Source organism: Phenylobacterium deserti, assembly GCF_003254705.1.
Lineage (GTDB): Bacteria > Pseudomonadota > Alphaproteobacteria > Caulobacterales > Caulobacteraceae > Phenylobacterium > Phenylobacterium deserti.
In genome coordinates this window covers 73,565-89,840 of the sequence record NZ_QFYR01000005.1, presented here as the reverse complement: position 1 = coordinate 89,840, position 16,276 = coordinate 73,565, and the positions used below count along the sequence as shown (strand labels likewise).

Here is a 16,276-nt window from a genome sequence, read left to right as displayed (position 1 = left end):
AGATGTTGAAGATCGAAAACCTGCACGCCGCCGTCGAGGACAAGGAGATCATCAAGGGTCTGACCCTGGAGGTCCCCGCGGGCGAAGTGCACGCCATCATGGGTCCCAACGGCGCCGGCAAGTCGACGCTGTCCTACGTGCTGACCGGCCGGGAGGGCTATGAGGTCACCGAGGGGTCCGCCACGCTCGATGGCGAGGACCTGCTGGCTCTGGATCCGAACGAGCGCGCCGCCCGCGGTCTGTTCCTGTCGTTCCAGTACCCGCTTGAGATTCCGGGCGTTCCCGCCCTGACCTTCATCCGCACGGCGCTCAACGCCCAGCGCAAGGCGCGCGGCGAGCCCGAGGTCACCGCGCCGGAATTCCTCAAGCTTGCCCGCTCGGCGGCCACGAGCCTGAAGATGGACTTCGACATGCTGAAGCGGGCGCTCAACGTCGGCTTCTCCGGCGGCGAGAAGAAGCGGATGGAGATCCTGCAGATGGCCATGCTGCAGCCCCGCTTCCTGATCCTCGACGAGACGGACAGCGGCCTTGACATCGACGCCCTGCGCATCGTGTCCGAAGGCGTCAACGCTCTGCGCTCCCCCGAGCGCTCCATGCTGGTGATCACTCACTACCAGCGCCTGCTCGACTACATCAAACCGGACCGGGTCCACGTTCTGGCGGGCGGCCGCATTGTCGCCTCCGGCGGCCCGGAGCTGGCGCTCGAGCTGGAGCGCGAAGGCTACGACAAGTACGCGAGGGCTGCGTGAGCCTCGCATCCGCCATCCGCACCGGCGACCTCGCCGAGCTGCCCTCCCGCCGGGACGAGGACTGGCGCTGGACGGACCTGCGCGGCCTGATCCGCCAACTGCCCGCGCCGTCGGCGCCGCTTGCGTCCGGCGCGCTGGCCGTGGGGCCATTCGACGCCTTGGCCAGCCGGCGCGAGCTGATCGCCAACGGCCAGGGACCGGCTATTCTGCAGATCGAAGGCGAGCAGGTGCTGGCCTTGCGCATCGTTTCGCAGGGCGAGGGCGCGCACGCCGCCGCCATCCGCATCCAGGTCGCGCCCGGCGCAAAGCTGACCCTGTTGGAAAGCTATGAGGGGGAGGGCGCCTACCTCGCCCAGACCTCCCTGACCTTCACCATCAGCTCGGGCGCCGAGGTCGAGCGCATCGTTCTGGCGGACGAGGCCGAGGACGCAGTCACCGTCAGCGAAGCGCAGGTCGAGCTCGCCCCCGGCGCGCGCTTCGGACAGGCCGTGCTGGCTGGCGGCGCCCGCCGCCAGCGTCTCGAGACCCGCCTCAAGCACCCGGGCGGCCACGCCGAGGTCCGGATGGACGGCGCCTACCTCCTGGCCGGCAAGCGTCATTGCGACCTGACCACGGAGGTCACGCACGGCGCTGTCGACGGGACCACCAGTGAGTTGATCAAGGGCGTCGTCCGGGACCAATCCCGCGGCGTTTTCCAGGGCCGCATCGTTGTGGCCGAAGGCGCTGACCGCACCGACGCCCGCATGGGCCACCACGCTCTGATCCTCGACGATCGCGCCGAGGTGGACGCCAAGCCCGAGCTGCTGATTTTCGCCGACGACGTGTCCTGCGCCCACGGCAACACGGTCGGCGCGCTGGACGAGGAGGCGCTGTTCTACATGCGCCAGCGCGGCATCCCTGAAGCCGAAGCTCGCGCCCTGCTGATCGAGGCTTTCGTGGGCGAAGTGGTCGACCGCATCACCCATGAGGGCGCTCAGGACGTCGCGCGCGCCTGGCTCGCCGCGAAGCTGGGAGGCTGATCATGGTGTTTGACGTCCAGGCCGCCCGGGCCGAGTTCCCGATCCTCCAGCGCCAAGTGCACGGCAAACCGCTGATCTACCTCGACAGCGCCGCTTCGGCTCAGAAGCCGCGGGCGGTGATCGAGGCCATGACGCGGGCGATGGAGAACTCCTACGCCAACGTCCACCGCGGCCTGCACACCCTCGCCAACGAGACCACCGATGCTTACGAGGCCGTGCGCCGCAAGGTCGCCGACTTCATCGGCGCCGACGAGAAAGAAGTCGTCTACACCAAGGGCGGCACCGAGGCGGTGAACCTGGTCGCCCAAGGGCTGGGCATGAGCCTGTCGCCGGGCGATGAGATCGTGCTCACCGAAATGGAGCACCACGCCAACATCGTCCCGTGGCACTTCCTGCGCGAGCGCAAGGGCGTGGTCCTCAAGTTCGCCCCGGTGACCGATGAGGGCGTGCTCGATCTCGAGGCCTATCAGGGCCTGCTGACCGATCGCACCCGCGTTGTGGCGGTCAGCCACATGTCCAACGTGCTGGGCACCATCAATCCGGTGACCGACATCACCCGCATGGCGCATGAGGCGGGCGCGGTGGTGCTGATCGACGGCTGCCAGGGCATCGTCCACAAGCCCGTGGACGTGAAGGCGATCGACGCCGACTTCTACGTCTTCTCCGGCCACAAGCTCTACGGCCCCACCGGTATCGGCATCCTCTACGGCAAGGCCGAGCAGCTGGCGAAGCTCCCGCCGTATCAAGGCGGCGGCGAGATGATCGGCACGGTCAGCATCGACGAGATCAGCTATGCCGACCCGCCGCATCGCTTCGAAGCCGGCACGCCGCCGATCCTTGAGGTCATCGGGCTGGGCGCCGCCATCGACTGGCTGGCTGGTCAGGACCGCTATGCGATCGCTCATCACGAGGCGGAGCTCTACCGTCACGTCCGCGAGCGGCTGAACGGCGCCAACTGGCTGAAGGTGATCGGCGACGCTCCGGACAAGGGCGCCATCCTGTCGTTCACCGTCGAAGGCGCTCACGCCCATGATGTCGCCCAGATCCTCGACCGCTACGGCGTGGCGGTGCGCGCCGGCACCCACTGCGCCGAGCCGCTGATGCGCCGTTTCGGCGTGACTTCGAGCGCTCGGGCTTCCTTCGCCCTATATAACACCCAGGAGGAGGCGGACGCGTTCGTGGACGCCCTCCTCAAGACACAGGCTTTCTTCGCGTAATGCCCATGGATGACGCCGCGCCCCTCGAACCCGCCACGACCACGGCCGCCGCGCCGCTGTCGCAGGTCGAGCTCGACCAGCTTACCGACCAACTGGTCGAGAAGCTGAAGACCGTTTTCGACCCGGAGATCCCGGTCGACATCTACGAGCTCGGCCTCATCTACAAGGTCGACGTCTCGGACGATAAGGACGTGGTCATCGACATGACCCTGACCGCCCCAGGCTGCCCCGTCGCCGGCGAGATGCCGGGCTGGGTGGAGGATGCGATCATGGAGATCCCCGGCCTGCGTTCCTGCAAAGTCGAGCTGGTGTTCGATCCGCCGTGGGACCCGTCCCGCATGTCGGACGAAGCCAAGCTGCAACTGAACATGTTCTGATGAGCGAGCTGTCCGTCACCCCGCAACCACGCGCCCGCCGGCCTCGGCCGAAGGTGGTCTCGCTTACTGAGCGCGCCGCCGAGCGCGTCCGCGAGATCATGGCCAAGGCCGACAGGCCCTACATGGGCCTGCGCGTCGGGGTGAAGAACGGCGGCTGCGCGGGACAGGAGTACGTCCTGCAGTACGCCGAAACGGCCGATCCGCTGGACGAAGTGGTCGAGGACAAGGGCGTCACCATCCTGGTGGAGCCCAAGGCTGTGCTGTTCCTGATCGGCACCGAGATCGACTACGAAGTCAGCAAGCTTTCGGCGAAGTTCGTCTTCCGCAATCCCAACGAGACGGACGCCTGCGGCTGCGGTGAGAGCGTCACCATCAAGCCGGCCGAGCTGGACTAAGCCGCGGCGGCTAGGCCGCAGCTTCGCTGGGTGTGATCGGATCCGCCGCAGAAGTGCGGTTGCGGCCGCCGCGCTTGGAAGCGTAAAGGGCGCCGTCAGCCCGCTCGATCAGGCTCGCGACGCTTTCGCCGGCTCGCCGTTCAGCGAGGCCTGCCGAGATGGTCACCGCGCCGAGGTCCTCGTTGGTGGAGCGACGCTTCAGCACGCGCGAGGAGACCTCCTCGCGGATCAGCTCCAATATCGACAGGGCGGCTCGGGCGCTCTCACCCGGGAAGACCAGCGCGAACTCTTCACCGCCATAGCGTGCGGCAATGCGGGGGGCTGCACCCGCCCGGCCGATGACGCTGGCCACATAGCGGATCACCTGATCGCCCGTCTGGTGGCCCCAGGTGTCGTTGAAGCTCTTGAAGTGGTCGATATCGATGACTGCGAGCGCCAGCGGCGCACCCTGCGCCTCGGCGGCCCGGCAGGCCTTGTCCAGCGCCTCGTCGAACGCCTTGCGGTTGGCCAGATTGGTCAGGCCGTCGGTCATGGCGTCGCGGCGCACCTGCTCCAGGTGCTCCTTCAGCCGGTCGACTTCCGCCGTCGTATCCGCCAGCTGGGTTTCCAGCGTTCGGTTCTGGCTGGTGACCTTCTGGGTGGCGGTGGTCAGTTGCTGCACCATGGCCCGGATCGCCGTGGCGTCCTCCACCTCCAGCGACTTCGAGGCGCTGGCCAGTTGCTCGCCATAGGCTTCGTTGGTCTCGCGGGCGGACTCGATCGCGCGAGAGACCGACGCCAGTTCCTTGGACAAGGTCTCGCCCGCGTCCAGGATCTCGCCGTTCAGCTTGGCCTTCGGCAGATGCTGCGCCGCCAAGGCTTCGCCCACCTCGTCGGTGAAGGCGACGCCGGATGCGATCAGCTGGGCGATCTCGATGCCGAGCGGGCTGTCCTTGGCCGCCACGAAGTGCAGCCACAGCTCGAAATTCGCCGGCGTCGGCCAGACCTTGTGCGCCTCCATCGCCTCCAGCGCCTTGCGCGCCAGGGCATAGGCCCGGGGGCCGCGAAGCAGCAGTTCGACGTCGGCCGGCATGGTCCTCTTCCCAAACAACGCCCGTCCGTTCTCACAGGCGGGCGACGCGTTCGGACCAAAGCTAGAGCAGGAGCCCAAACGTCGGGTTAAAGGGCAGGATTACCGGCTTAGCTGTCTGTGGACCGAACCGGCGGAGCGCGCATGAGGAAGGCCGGGATGTCGTTCCCGAACCCGACCACCACTCGATCACCATCGTTGTCCCGACCCCGGCGATCGCGATCACGGTCGCGATCGCGGCCGCGGTGCTCCTCACGGCCGCGATGCTCGGGGCGGTCACGGCTGCGGTCTCGATCGTGGCGATCGTCCCGCCGTTCCTCGCGCTCGCGGCGCTCGGGTTGGGCAGCGACGGGGGCCGGAGCCGGAGCCTCGGCAGCAGGAGCTTCAGAGCGTCGGCGGCTGCGAGACGGCTTCGCCTCGGCGACAACCGCCTCTTCGACCTCGGGCGCTTCGATGGCGGCCTCGGCGGGAGCTTCCTCGCGCGGTCGACGGTCGCGACCCGAACGTTCACCGCGTTCACCACGGCCACGCCCGCGCTCAGGGCGATCCCCGCGCGAACGGCGCGGCTCGTCCTTGATGCTGGCGAAGTCGATGTCGAGCGTGACCTCTTCCGGAGTCTTGCCGATCAGCTTCAGCACCTTGTCCAGGTTCTTGCTGTCGTTCGGCGTCACAATCATGAACGCTTCGCCGGTGCGCCCAGCCCGGCCGGTGCGGCCGATCCGGTGCACATAGTCGTCGGCATGGTGCGGCACGTCGAAGTTGAAGACGTGGCTGACGGCCGGGATGTCCAGGCCGCGGGCCGCCACGTCGGACGCCACCAGCAGCTTCAGGTCGCCGCTGCGGAACGCTTCCAGCGTCCGCATGCGGGTCTGCTGGTCCAAGTCTCCGTGGATCGCGCCGGCGTCGAAGCCATGCTTCTTCAAGGACTTGGCGACGATATCCACTTCCGATTTGCGGTTGCAGAACACGATGCCGTTGTTGACGTCGCTGCGCTCGATCAAGGCCCGCAGCGCGGTGCGCTTGGCCTTCGGATCGGAGGTCGGCAGGCGGCAAAGGTACTGAGTGATGGTGTCGGCGGTGGTCGCCGGCCGGCTCACCTCGATCCGCAGGGGATCGTTCAGGAACTGCTTGGTGAGACGGGTGATCTCCGGCGGCATGGTGGCCGAGAAGAACAGCGTCTGCCGCTTGGGCGGCGTCAGTTTGAAGATGCGCTCGATGTCCGGGATGAAGCCCATGTCGAGCATGCGGTCGGCTTCGTCGACGACCATCAGCTGGACGCCCGTCATCAGCAGCTTGCCGCGCTCGAAGTGGTCGAGCAGGCGGCCGGGCGTGGCGATCAGCACGTCGACGCCACGATCGAGCTTCTGTTCCTGGTCGGAGAACGAGACGCCGCCGATCAGCAGGGCCCAGGACAGCTTCTGGCCCTTGGCGTACTTCTCGAAGGAGGCGGAGACCTGGTCGGCCAGTTCGCGCGTGGGGGCCAGCACCAGCGCCCGCGGCATGCGCGCCTTGGCGCGTCCGGCGGCCAGCCGGTCGATCATCGGCAGGGTGAAAGCGGCGGTCTTGCCGGTGCCGGTCTGGGCGATGCCCAGCACGTCGCGCCCCTGCAAGGCCACAGGGATCGCCTGTGCCTGGATCGGGGTTGCGGTAGTGTAGCCGGTGTCGGCGACGGCCTGCAGGATCGCAGGCGAGAGGCCCAGTTCAGAAAATTCGGTCATCAGTTACGATAAGAGCGGTGGCCCGCCGGATCCCTCTCAGGAAGAAAGGCTGGCGTACCGCGGCGGCGCGGACGGAGATCGCCGCGCGCGCGGAAGATACGGGCAGCAGACGTTAAGTCAACGCGCACCGCGTAACAGGGGTTCAAGACGCCGCGTAGGTTGCGGCGTGATGATCAGCCCGGCCGGATCAGATTGATCTGGATGAGCCCTCTGAACACAGGCGTCGAGCCCGGTCGCTGAAGCTCGCGCTGAGCTTCCCGACGGCCTCGCCACTGAGCCATTTTCACGAGCCCGCGTGTGCCGAACGCAGCCAGCTTACCAGCAAAGGTGGGCTGAGGGCCAGGAGCGCTTTCCCAGCGGATCGGCATGGCCTGGATCGCGGTCGGCTGGGACGGCGGGCTCAGACCGGGCCCGCCTCGTAGGAGATCGGCTTTTTTTTTGAGGCGCGCGGCTCGTCCGCCGACAGGGAAGACGCGGTCCAGTCGGGCTCCCGCTGCGGGGCAGGCTCGCCATGGTCACGGCCCTCGCGAAGGGCGTCCACAAAGGAGCGGGCCGCCTCACCCAGCGCATAGGCCAGCACGCCGCCGGCGGCTCCGGCTCCGGCGCCCACGTCCTTGACGCCTCGGGCGGTCTTGTCCGCCGCGCGGCGCACCTTCGGGTTGCTGGCGCTCTTGCCGCCCGCCACGGCGCCGACCGCCATCACCGCCTCGGCGATCAGCGCCTGACCGGCCTTGGAGGCCAGCAGTTCGCCGATCGGCGCCTTGCGCACCGCCTTGGGGATCTTGATCCCGGCGATGCGCTTGGGCAGGGCGTGCTTCTTGCTCTTCTTCGCCATTCGGCGCTCTCCGTCTGTCGCGGAGCAAACGTGCGCCGGCTTCGCCGTGTTCCGGCCGCCTTGCGAAGCCTAGATGTCGAGATCGGCGGCGGCGAACTCGGCGTTTTCCTGGATGAAGCGGAAGCGCAGCTCGGGTTTGCGGCCCATCAGCGCCTCGACCAGGTCCGCCACGGCTTCTTCCGAACGGGGCAGGGTGACCCGCGCCAGGATCCGCTTGGACGGATCCATGGTGGTCTCCTTCAACTGCGCCGGCATCATCTCGCCCAAGCCCTTGAAGCGGCTGATCTCGGGCTTCTTGCCCTTGAACTCGCTGGCCATCAGCTCGTCGCGGTGGGCGTCGTCGCGAGCGTAGACCACCTTGCCATTGTGGCTCAGCCGGTAGAGCGGCGGCAGGGCCAGGTACAGGCGCCCCGCCCGGATCATGTCCGGCATGGTCCGGTAGAAGAAGGTGATCAGCAGGCTCGCGATGTGGGCGCCGTCGACGTCGGCGTCCGTCATGATGATGATCCGCTCGTAGCGGAGCTCTTCTTCCTTGAACTTCGACCCGCCCTGGACGCCCAGCGCCAGCATCAGGTCGGCCAGTTCCTTGTTGCCGCCGAACTTGTCGGTGGACGCGGACGCCACGTTCAAGATCTTGCCGCGCAGAGGCAGGATCGCCTGGGTCTTGCGGTTGCGCGCCTGCTTGGCCGAGCCGCCCGCCGAGTCGCCTTCGACGATGAACAGCTCGGCGCCGTCCACGGCGTTGCCCGCGCAGTCGGCAAGCTTGCCCGGAAGCCGCAGCTTGCGGGTGGCGCTGGCGCGCTGGACTTCCTTGTCCTTGCGCCGCTTCAGCCGCTCTTCGGCGCGCTCGATGACGAACTGCAGAAGGGCGTTGGCCGCCTTGGGCTGGGCTGTCAGCCAGTGGTCGAACGGGTCCGCCAGCGCCTTTTCCACCAGACGAGCGGCCTCTTGGGTGGAGAGCTTTTCCTTGGTCTGCCCCTGGAATTCCGGATCGCGAATGAAGACGCTGATCAGGGCGCCGGCCTGGGCGACCACGTCGTCGGCCGTGAGGATACCGCCGCGCTTCTCCCCGATCAGTTCGGCGTACTGCTTGAGGCCGCGGGTCAGCGCCGCACGCAGTCCGCTCTCATGCGTGCCGCCCTCCGGGGTCGGCACGGTGTTGCAGTACGACTGCATGAAGCTGTCGGCTTCACCGAAGCCGGCCGGGGTCCAAGCGATCGCCCACTCGACCTTGCCGGCTTCGCCCGGGCGCTCGTACCGGCCGGTGAACGGCTCGGGCGTGACGGTCTCCAGCCCCTTGATGCGCTCGGCCAGGAAGTCGGCCAGGCCGTTGGGGAAGCGGAACACCGCCTCGGCCGGCGTCTGATCCTGGATGCGGGACGGATCGCACTTCCAGCGGATCTCGACGCCGCCGAACAGGTAGGCTTTCGAGCGCGCCATCCGGTAGAGCCGCGCCGGCTTGAAGTTGGCGCCTTCCCCGAAGATCAGCTCGTCCGGCTTGAAGGTAATCGCCGTGCCCTTCTTGCGGGTCGGGCCGATCTTCTCGATGGAGCCCAGCGGCTTGCCGCGGCTGAACGACTGGCGCCATTCGAAGCCGTCCTTCCAGACGTTGACTTCGACGTGTTCGGACAGGGCGTTCACCACCGACACGCCGACGCCGTGAAGGCCGCCGGAGGTCTCGTAAGCCTTGCCCGAGAACTTACCGCCCGAGTGCAGGACGGTCATGATGACTTCCAGCGCCGACTTGCCCGGGTGCTTCGGGTGTGGGTCCACGGGAATGCCGCGGCCGTCGTCGCGCACGGTCAGCGAGCCGTCCGCGCCGAGGCTGACCTCGATCATCTTGGCGTGGCCGGCCACAGCCTCGTCCATCGAGTTGTCGAGCACTTCGGCAAACAGGTGGTGCAGCGCCCGCTCGTCCGTGCCGCCGATGTACATCCCTGGGCGCTTGCGCACCGGCTCCAGGCCCTCGAGGACCTCGATGTCCTTGGCCGAATAGCCGCCGACCGGCTTCAGGCCGATCACCTCCGGATCCGGGCGCGGCTCGTGGCTCTCGGCCAAGGGCGCGGCGGGCGCGGGGTTCAGGGCCTGGTCGAACAGGGACGCTTGGGCGGTGGCTTTGCTGGACATGTCTTTTGGAAGGTGTCGCGATTCTAGGCGGGTATGAATCGGGCAGGGCGTGAACGCAATGCGACCCAGCGACAGGAACTGTTAACCGTTTCCGAGGCGCCGCTTGCAAGTTTCAGGAATTGCGGCACATTTCTCTTATCGACGCCGGCGCGCGATCCCCTTCAGGGGGACGAGAATGACGCGGGCGCGAGCGGGAGAACGTAGGATGCGGAACACCCTTGTGCAGGGAAAGCCGGCGCGTGCGCGCCACGTCCCTAGAGAGCTCGTGGCGATTGTCGGGTTCGCTGCGGCGATCTTCGCGGTGGTTGGCGCGGGATCGATGATTTCGGCGGCTCTGCCGGACCCGGTCTCGCCCTGGCTCGTCGCCTCGGCCTATCTCGCCCCGGCCAGCATGGCCTTCGCGATCTACTGGTGGATCGCCCAGCGGAATTGATCTTGCGAGCGCCGACGCGGCTTGCTTCGCGACATCAGCGCTGAATGGTTGGCGGCCCGCCTGAAGCGAGCCGCCTTTCCGTCGTTCTACTTCTTGGCCGCGTAGATCTGCGACAGCCGGTCCGGCGTGCCGGCGATGCGTTCCAGCCGCGGATAGCGATGTCCGCCGCGGTAGTCGATCGACACCGTGCGGATGTGGTCGCCGCTCTTCAGCACCATCTGGATCGGCTTACCGGCCTTGGCCTCGGTGACCGCCTTCCTCAGGCGCTCGCCGCTGTAGGCGAAACCGTTCACGGCCAGCACCTTGACGCCCACGGCGACGCCGGCGTTGAACGCAGGGCGGTCCCACTGGACGCTGGTCACGTCGCCCTCGTTGTTCACCACCGCACCCAGCGAGTAGGTCAGGTTGGTGTTCTTGGCCGAGGCCTCCAGCGACTTCCAGTAGTCGGTCGGCGTTTCCGTATAGGCCAGCTTCCAGCCGCCCCGCGCCAAGCCGTCGAGAGGCGGCTTCACCGCCACATCGCTGACCCGCGTGCGCAGGAAGGTGTCCCAGTCGTAGGGCTGCACCTCGTTCAGCGTCCGGACCACGTCCTCGTAGGTGTAGGTCTTCACCACCGGATCGCCGCTCGGCCCGCCGAAGAAGGCGCGGGCGAAGTCGTCCAGGCTGCGCTTTCCGCTCGATCGTTCGCGGATCAGGGTGTCGGCGTCCAGCCAGATCAGCTGCCCTTCGGAGTAGTAGTCTTCGGCCCTCTGCCAGCTGCTCCACGGCTGCGGCCGGCGGGCGGACATGATCGGATCGTTGGTGGTGTCCACCATGGGGCGCCAGTTGCGGCCGATGCGGTTCTCGTAGGTCGCGGCCGTCGCGGCCAGTGCCTGCATCGTCTCGTCCTTGCTCAGCATCCCTGAGCGGGCGCCCAGCACATAACCCCAGTACTGCGTCTGGCCCTCGTAGACCCACAGCAGGGAGTTGCGCATCGGCATGTCGTAGTCGGGGGTGTAGAGGTCCGCCCCGCGCCGGTACTTGCCGTCCCAGGAGTGGGTGTACTCGTGGGGCAGCAGGTCGCGATCGAGCACGGCCTTCTTCCAGTCGGTGAAATAGCCTTCCCCGACGCCGTTCTCGCTGGACTGGTGATGCTCGAGCCCGATGCCGCCCATCCGCTCCGTGATGGCCAGCAGGAAGTCGTAGTGCTTGTAGTGCCGCGCGCCGAACAGGCGGTCGGCCTGGCGCACCAGGTTCTTGTGCGCCTCGATGTGTTCGTCCTTGGCCTCGAGCTCCTCGGCGCTGTCGGCCACCACGTTCAGGCGAACCGGATTTGCGGCGCCCGGCGGATCCAGCTGGAACTGCTTGTAGTAGCGGCCCGCGAACATCGGCGAGTCCATCAGGGTCTCGAAGTCGACGCGCTTGAAGGTGGCCAGGCCGCCCTCGAACGCGTTGGTCTCCAGCGCCACGCCGTAGTTCCAGCCCTGGGGCAGGCGCACGGACGGGTCCACCATGATCCGGCGCGTGTAGTAGCCGGCCGGATAGAGCGCCACCGAGACCCACTGCAGGTTCAGCATCTCGGGGGTCATCACCACGCGGCCCTGGTTCGGGGCGGTGGCGGACAGAAACTGGAACTCTACGTCCAGCTGGCTCGCGCCTTGCGGGACGTTCACGCGGAAGGCGTAGACGTCCACCGGATCGCGCACCCAGGGCACGACCTGGCCGTTGGCGCGGATCACCAGGCCGGCGACCTTGTCGATCGGCCCGCGTGGGGCGTGATGGCCCGGCAGCCATTCGGGATAACGCAGCACCAGCTCGCCCGCCTGAGCGACCGGGATGGTCTCCTTGATGCGGAAGATGCGCCGGTCGAGGTCGGTGGCGTCGACCTCCAGCTTGATCACGCCCGGGAAGGCGACGTCCTGCGCGGCCGGCGTGGGCTGCGGCAGCGGCGTGGGCTGGGCGGTGTTGGCGGACTGGGCCGCGGCCGAACCGGCGATCGCCAGAAGCGAGGCGAAGGCGAGGAGCGTGCGTTTCAAGATGACCTCTCGCAGAACAGAATTGGTCAAGTTGTAGAGGCGGACGCGGAAACTCCGCAAACCCGACCAGCGTTCGCCGAAGAAAAAGGGCCGCGGATTGCTCCGCGGCCCTCATTCTTTGCATCAAGCGCCTTGGACTAGCACTTGAAGTACATGTCGAACTCCACCGGGTGCGGGTGGAGCTGGAGGCGCATCACTTCTTCCATCTTCAGCTCGATGTAGGAGTCGATGAAGTCGTCGTCCATGACGCCGCCCTTCTTGAGGAAGGCCCGGTCCTTGTCGAGGCTCTCAAGCGCTTCGCGCAGGCTGCCGCAGACTTCCGGGATCTTCTTCTGCTCGCGCGGGGGCAGGTCATAGAGGTTCTTGTCGGCGGCCGGGCCCGGATCGATCTTGTTCTCGATCCCGTCGAGGCCGGCCATCAGCAGGGCCACGAACGTCAGGTACGGGTTGCCCATCGGGTCGGGGAAGCGGGCTTCGATGCGCTTGGCCTTGGGGCTGTCGACGTGCGGGATGCGGATCGACGCCGAGCGGTTGCGCGACGAGTACGCCAGCTTCACCGGGGCTTCGTAGCCCGGCACCAGGCGCTTGTAGGAGTTGGTGGTGGAGTTCGAGAAGGCGTTGATGGCCTTCGCGTGCTTGATGATGCCGCCGATGTACCACAGGCACATGTCGGACAGGCCGGCGTACTTGTCGCCGGCGAACAGCGGCTTGCCGTCCTTCCAGATCGACTGGTGCACGTGCATGCCCGAGCCGTTGTCGGCGAACATCGGCTTGGCCATGAAGGTGGCCGTCTTGCCGTAGGCGTGGGCCACGTTGTGGATCACGTACTTATAGAGCTGCATCCGGTCGGCCATGGTGATCAGCTCGTCGAACTTGAGGCCAAGTTCGTGCTGGGCCGGCGCCACTTCGTGGTGGTGCTTTTCCGGCTTCATGCCGAGCTCGCCCATGACCGCCAGCATCTCGCCGCGCAGGTCCTGGCCGGAGTCGATCGGGTTCACCGGGAAGTAGCCGCCCTTCGGACCCGGACGGTGGCCCATGTTGCCTTCCGGATAGGCCTTGCTCGAGTTGGTCGGCAGCTCGACCGAGTCATAGGAGTAGCCGGTGTCGTGCGGGGCGGTGTTCCAGCGCACGTCGTCGAAGATGAAGAACTCGGCTTCCGGACCGAAGTACACGGTGTCGCCGACGCCGGCCGACTTGGTGTAGGCGAGCGCCGCCTTGGCGATCGACCGCGGGTCGCGGTTGTAGGGGGTGTTGGTGTCGGGGTTCAGCACGTCGCAGAACAGCGCCAGCGTGGTCTGCTGGTAGAACGGGTCGATGATGGCGCTGGTCAGGTCCGGACGCAGCTTCATGTCGGACTCGTTGATCGCCTTCCAGCCGGAGATCGAGGAGCCGTCGAACATGGTGCCGTCGGTGAGGAATTCCTCGTCGACGAGATCGATGTCGAAGGTGACGTGCTGCATCTTGCCGCGAACGTCGGTGAAGCGGACGTCGACGTACTTGACGTCCTTTTCCTTGATCATCGTCAGGATGTCGGCTGCGGTGGCCATGTATTTTCCCCTTAAACTCGCTCTCGATGGGTGGAAGGCTAGACGGCGGCCGGGCCGGTCTCGCCGGTCCGGATGCGCACGACGTCGATGACGTCGGAGACGAAGATCTTGCCGTCGCCGATGCGGCCCGTGCGGGCGGCCCCGGCGATCGCCTCAAGGGCGCGATCCAGCTGGTCGTCGGCGACGACCACCTCGACCTTTATCTTCGGCAGGAAATCCACGACGTACTCGGCGCCGCGGTAAAGCTCGGTCTGGCCCTTTTGGCGTCCGTAGCCCTTGGCCTCGATCACCGTCATGCCCTGGACGCCCAGCTCCTGCAGGGCCTCCTTCACTTCGTCGAGTTTGAACGGCTTGATGACGGCTTCGATCTTTTTCATGGCCCGGCTGGGTGCTCGCCTTTTGACGCCCGGTGATTGCGCGGGACGGAGCACGGGGGCCGTGCGCCGGACAAGCCGGAGTCTGCTTGGTGGGCTCCCGTTTGCCCCGCAATCGTGCGGGCGCCTAGAAAATAGGCTGAATGCGCCCACAAAATGCACATTGCCAGTTTGGTCCTTGTGAGCGCGATTTCACTGCCTAGGATCGCATCTGACGCCCCTGCTGAGCGGTCACCGAGCCCCGCTTCTGTTACGGTTTCCCCAAAAACGCGGGGAAAATCAGTAGGCGCGTTTTTGACGCTCATGTGGAGGAACGTCGGGTTGCTGAAGTTTGCAGCGGACGAGGCGGCATGGCGCGCATCTACCTGATCCGGCATGGACGGCCGGCGGCGGCATGGGGCGAGGCGAGCGCTGACCCGGGCCTGGACGCTCTCGGCGCCCAGCAGTCGCAAGTCGCCCGCGACTGGCTGCTGAGTCGGCCGCCGGCTGAGCGGCCGCAAGCCGTGGTCAGCTCGCCCCTGCAGCGCTGCCAGGAGACGGCCCGTCCGACCGCCGTCGCCTTGGGCGTGCCGATCCTCACTGAGGCGCGGGTGGGCGAGATCCCGACGCCAGCCCACCTCAGTGACGCCGAGCGCCCCCAGTGGCTTCGGAACGCCTTCGCCGGCGATTGGGCGCAGATCCGCGGCGATCTCGACTATGAAGTCTGGCGACGCGAGGTGGCGGGCGCACTGGTCGCCCGGGGCGGGGCGGCCGTGTTCAGCCACTTCGTGGCGATCAACGCGGTGGTGTCTTTGCTGCTGGGAGAGGCGAGGGTGCTGAGCTTTCGACCCGACCACGCCTCCATCACCGTTCTGGAAACGGATGGCGCACGCTTGACCTTGGTGGCCAAAGGGGCCGAAGCCACGACGCAGGTTCTTTAGCCGAACGAGGACGAGACTTGGCCCCGCAGCAAATCCTCACCGTGGCCGAGATGGCCGCCGCCGACGCAGCGGCCATCGCCGCCGGAACGCCGGGGCCGGTGCTGATGGAGCGCGCAGGTGCGGCCGTGGCCGACGCCATCCTCGAGCGTTTTCCCCGCCAGCCGGTCACTGTCGTCTGCGGGCCGGGCAATAACGGCGGCGACGGCTATGTGGTCGCCCGCCTGCTGAAGGCGCAGGGCTGGCCCGTCAGCGTTCGCGCCTTGGCCGATCCCGCCACGGCTGACGCCCGTCAGGCGCGGGCAGGCTGGGACGGCCCCCTCGAGCCGTTGAGCGCGCCCCTTGAGCCAGGGCTCTGGGTCGACGCGCTTTTTGGAGCGGGGCTCGCACGCGGGCTGGAGGGGGAGGCCGCGGCCGTCGCCCTGCAGATGGCCGCCCAACCGGAGCAGGTCGTCGCCATCGACTTGCCGAGCGGCATCGATGGCGACACCGGCCAGGCCCTGGGCGCAAGTGCTTGCGCCGCGCTGACCGTGACCTTCCACGCCAGGAAGCCTGCGCACGTGCTGGAGCCTGGCCGCAGCTGCTGCGGCGAGGTGCTGGTCGCTGACATCGGTCTGGGGGAGACGGCAAGCCGCCTGTTCGAGAACGGTCCCGAGCTGTGGCTGCCGCGCTTTCCGTGGCCGACCGCCGCCTCGCACAAGCATGCACGTGGACGCCTTGTGGTGGTGAGCGGCGACGCCTGGAGCACTGGCGCTGCGCGTCTTGCCGCGCGCGGCGGGCTTCGGATAGGCGCGGGGCTGGTGACCATCTGCTCGCCCACTGAATCCCTGCGCTCCAACGCCGCTCATCTGGAAGCGGTGATGCTGCGGCCGTTCGACACCGATCTCGAGTTGGAGCAGGCGGCCGCTGAAGTGGATGCAGCGGTTATCGGTCCCGCCGCCGGCATCACAGAAGCGACCCTCCTCAACGTGCTGGCTCTGACCCGCACCGGGGCTGCCCTGGTGCTCGACGCCGACGCCATCACGGTCTTCCGTGACGATCCGGAGGAGCTGTTCTCCGTGCTCGACCGGGACGACGTTCTCACCCCGCACGAGGGCGAGTTCGAGCGGCTGTTCCCTGGCCTGCTGAAGGACAGCGCCGAGCGGATCACCGCCGCGCGGCGTGCGGCGGAGCGGGCAAGCGCCGTGGTGCTGCTGAAGGGCGCCGATACGGTGGTCGCCGCACCCGACGGCCGCGTCGCCGTAAACAGCAACGGATCGCCCTGGCTGGCCACCGCCGGGTCTGGCGACGTCCTGGCCGGTTTCATCGGCGGCCTGCTGGCCCAGGGCATGGACAGCTTCGAGGCGGCCTGCGCCGCGGCCTGGATCCATGCCGAAGCGGCCGAACTCCATGGTCCCGGCCTGATCTCCGAGGACCTGCCCGGCCTGGCGCCCACCGTGCTGCGCCGGCTCTACGAAGAGCGCTGAGCAGGCTCGGCGGGCGTG

At 67.4% G+C, this 16,276-nt stretch carries 15 protein-coding genes; 8 read left to right on the top strand and 7 right to left on the bottom strand.

The window, feature by feature from the left end; translation table 11 throughout:
* Positions 1-2 precede the first annotated feature (2 nt).
* The 5 genes from sufC to DJ018_RS17085 are packed head-to-tail and all read left to right on the top strand — an operon-like array spanning position 3 to position 3,757.
* On the top strand, positions 3-749 hold the full coding sequence (gene sufC / locus DJ018_RS17105; RefSeq protein ID WP_111516198.1) for a Fe-S cluster assembly ATPase SufC: 747 nt from the start codon (positions 3-5) through the stop codon (positions 747-749).
* Entirely contained in the window at positions 746-1,768 is a 1,023-nt protein-coding gene (gene sufD, locus DJ018_RS17100; protein WP_111516197.1) for a Fe-S cluster assembly protein SufD, read from the top strand. The genes sufC and sufD overlap by 4 nt, the downstream gene beginning before the upstream one ends.
* A 2-nt stretch (positions 1,769-1,770) precedes the next feature.
* The gene (locus tag DJ018_RS17095; RefSeq protein ID WP_111516196.1) at positions 1,771-2,985 is read left to right on the top strand and encodes a cysteine desulfurase; all 1,215 of its coding nucleotides are present in this window, start codon (positions 1,771-1,773) and stop codon (positions 2,983-2,985) included.
* Between the two features lie 5 nt (positions 2,986-2,990).
* Positions 2,991-3,362 (top strand): SUF system Fe-S cluster assembly protein, encoded by a 372-nt coding sequence (locus DJ018_RS17090; protein ID WP_111516395.1) that lies wholly within the window; start codon positions 2,991-2,993, stop codon positions 3,360-3,362.
* The gene (locus tag DJ018_RS17085) at positions 3,362-3,757 is read left to right on the top strand and encodes a HesB/IscA family protein (protein WP_111516195.1); all 396 of its coding nucleotides are present in this window, start codon (positions 3,362-3,364) and stop codon (positions 3,755-3,757) included. The genes DJ018_RS17090 and DJ018_RS17085 overlap by 1 nt, the downstream gene beginning before the upstream one ends.
* 10 nt (positions 3,758-3,767) lie before the next feature.
* On the opposite strand, the gene DJ018_RS17080 is transcribed toward DJ018_RS17085, so the two are convergent.
* From DJ018_RS17080 to parE, 4 genes are all read right to left on the bottom strand, one after another.
* A complete protein-coding gene (locus DJ018_RS17080; RefSeq protein ID WP_111516194.1) occupies positions 3,768-4,829 on the bottom strand; it encodes a GGDEF domain-containing protein in 1,062 nt (353 codons plus the stop codon).
* 107 nt (positions 4,830-4,936) lie between these two features.
* Positions 4,937-6,544 carry a DEAD/DEAH box helicase gene (locus DJ018_RS17075; RefSeq protein WP_111516193.1) on the bottom strand — a complete coding sequence of 536 codons (1,608 nt, stop codon included), beginning with the start codon at positions 6,542-6,544 and terminating at the stop codon, positions 4,937-4,939.
* 400 nt (positions 6,545-6,944) lie between these two features.
* Complete coding sequence (locus DJ018_RS17070; RefSeq protein WP_111516192.1) at positions 6,945-7,379, bottom strand: hypothetical protein; 435 nt, start codon at positions 7,377-7,379, stop codon at positions 6,945-6,947.
* A 69-nt stretch (positions 7,380-7,448) separates the two neighbouring features.
* Complete coding sequence (parE, locus tag DJ018_RS17065) at positions 7,449-9,506, bottom strand: DNA topoisomerase IV subunit B (RefSeq protein WP_111516191.1); 2,058 nt, start codon at positions 9,504-9,506, stop codon at positions 7,449-7,451.
* Positions 9,507-9,711: 205 nt separating this feature from the next.
* Between parE and DJ018_RS17060 the strand changes: the two genes are divergently transcribed.
* Positions 9,712-9,939 carry a hypothetical protein gene (locus DJ018_RS17060; protein ID WP_111516190.1) on the top strand — a complete coding sequence of 76 codons (228 nt, stop codon included), beginning with the start codon at positions 9,712-9,714 and terminating at the stop codon, positions 9,937-9,939.
* 86 nt (positions 9,940-10,025) lie between these two features.
* On the opposite strand, the gene DJ018_RS17055 is transcribed toward DJ018_RS17060, so the two are convergent.
* From DJ018_RS17055 to DJ018_RS17045, 3 genes are all read right to left on the bottom strand, one after another.
* Complete coding sequence (locus tag DJ018_RS17055; protein WP_111516394.1) at positions 10,026-11,957, bottom strand: M61 family metallopeptidase; 1,932 nt, start codon at positions 11,955-11,957, stop codon at positions 10,026-10,028.
* A gap of 134 nt (positions 11,958-12,091) precedes the next feature.
* Entirely contained in the window at positions 12,092-13,501 is a 1,410-nt protein-coding gene (glnA, locus tag DJ018_RS17050) for a type I glutamate--ammonia ligase (protein ID WP_111516189.1), read from the bottom strand.
* Positions 13,502-13,539: 38 nt separating this feature from the next.
* Positions 13,540-13,878, bottom strand: a complete 339-nt coding sequence (locus DJ018_RS17045) for a P-II family nitrogen regulator (RefSeq protein ID WP_111516188.1) — start codon at positions 13,876-13,878, stop codon at positions 13,540-13,542.
* Between the two features lie 347 nt (positions 13,879-14,225).
* Here DJ018_RS17045 and DJ018_RS17040 point away from each other — a divergent pair, with 347 nt between their 5' ends.
* A complete protein-coding gene (locus DJ018_RS17040; RefSeq protein ID WP_111516187.1) occupies positions 14,226-14,795 on the top strand; it encodes a histidine phosphatase family protein in 570 nt (189 codons plus the stop codon).
* A gap of 17 nt (positions 14,796-14,812) precedes the next feature.
* The gene (locus DJ018_RS17035) at positions 14,813-16,258 is read left to right on the top strand and encodes an NAD(P)H-hydrate dehydratase (RefSeq protein WP_276309842.1); all 1,446 of its coding nucleotides are present in this window, start codon (positions 14,813-14,815) and stop codon (positions 16,256-16,258) included.
* Positions 16,259-16,276 lie beyond the last annotated feature (18 nt).

Bases quoted from the DNA above. Each gene is read 5' to 3' on its own strand.
- DJ018_RS17060 (WP_111516190.1), top strand. From the start codon at position 9,712: ATGCGGAACACCCTTGTGCAGGGAAAGCCGGCGCGTGCGCGCCACGTC.
- DJ018_RS17075 (WP_111516193.1), bottom strand. From the start codon at position 6,544: ATGACCGAATTTTCTGAACTGGGCCTCTCGCCTGCGATCCTGCAGGCC.
- DJ018_RS17080 (WP_111516194.1), bottom strand. From the start codon at position 4,829: ATGCCGGCCGACGTCGAACTGCTGCTTCGCGGCCCCCGGGCCTATGCC.
- DJ018_RS17045 (WP_111516188.1), bottom strand. From the start codon at position 13,878: ATGAAAAAGATCGAAGCCGTCATCAAGCCGTTCAAACTCGACGAAGTG.
- DJ018_RS17090 (WP_111516395.1), top strand. From the start codon at position 2,991: ATGGATGACGCCGCGCCCCTCGAACCCGCCACGACCACGGCCGCCGCG.
- parE (WP_111516191.1), bottom strand. From the start codon at position 9,506: ATGTCCAGCAAAGCCACCGCCCAAGCGTCCCTGTTCGACCAGGCCCTG.
- DJ018_RS17070 (WP_111516192.1), bottom strand. From the start codon at position 7,379: ATGGCGAAGAAGAGCAAGAAGCACGCCCTGCCCAAGCGCATCGCCGGG.
- sufC (WP_111516198.1), top strand. From the start codon at position 3: ATGTTGAAGATCGAAAACCTGCACGCCGCCGTCGAGGACAAGGAGATC.
- glnA (WP_111516189.1), bottom strand. From the start codon at position 13,501: ATGGCCACCGCAGCCGACATCCTGACGATGATCAAGGAAAAGGACGTC.
- DJ018_RS17085 (WP_111516195.1), top strand. From the start codon at position 3,362: ATGAGCGAGCTGTCCGTCACCCCGCAACCACGCGCCCGCCGGCCTCGG.
- DJ018_RS17095 (WP_111516196.1), top strand. From the start codon at position 1,771: ATGGTGTTTGACGTCCAGGCCGCCCGGGCCGAGTTCCCGATCCTCCAG.
- DJ018_RS17040 (WP_111516187.1), top strand. From the start codon at position 14,226: ATGGCGCGCATCTACCTGATCCGGCATGGACGGCCGGCGGCGGCATGG.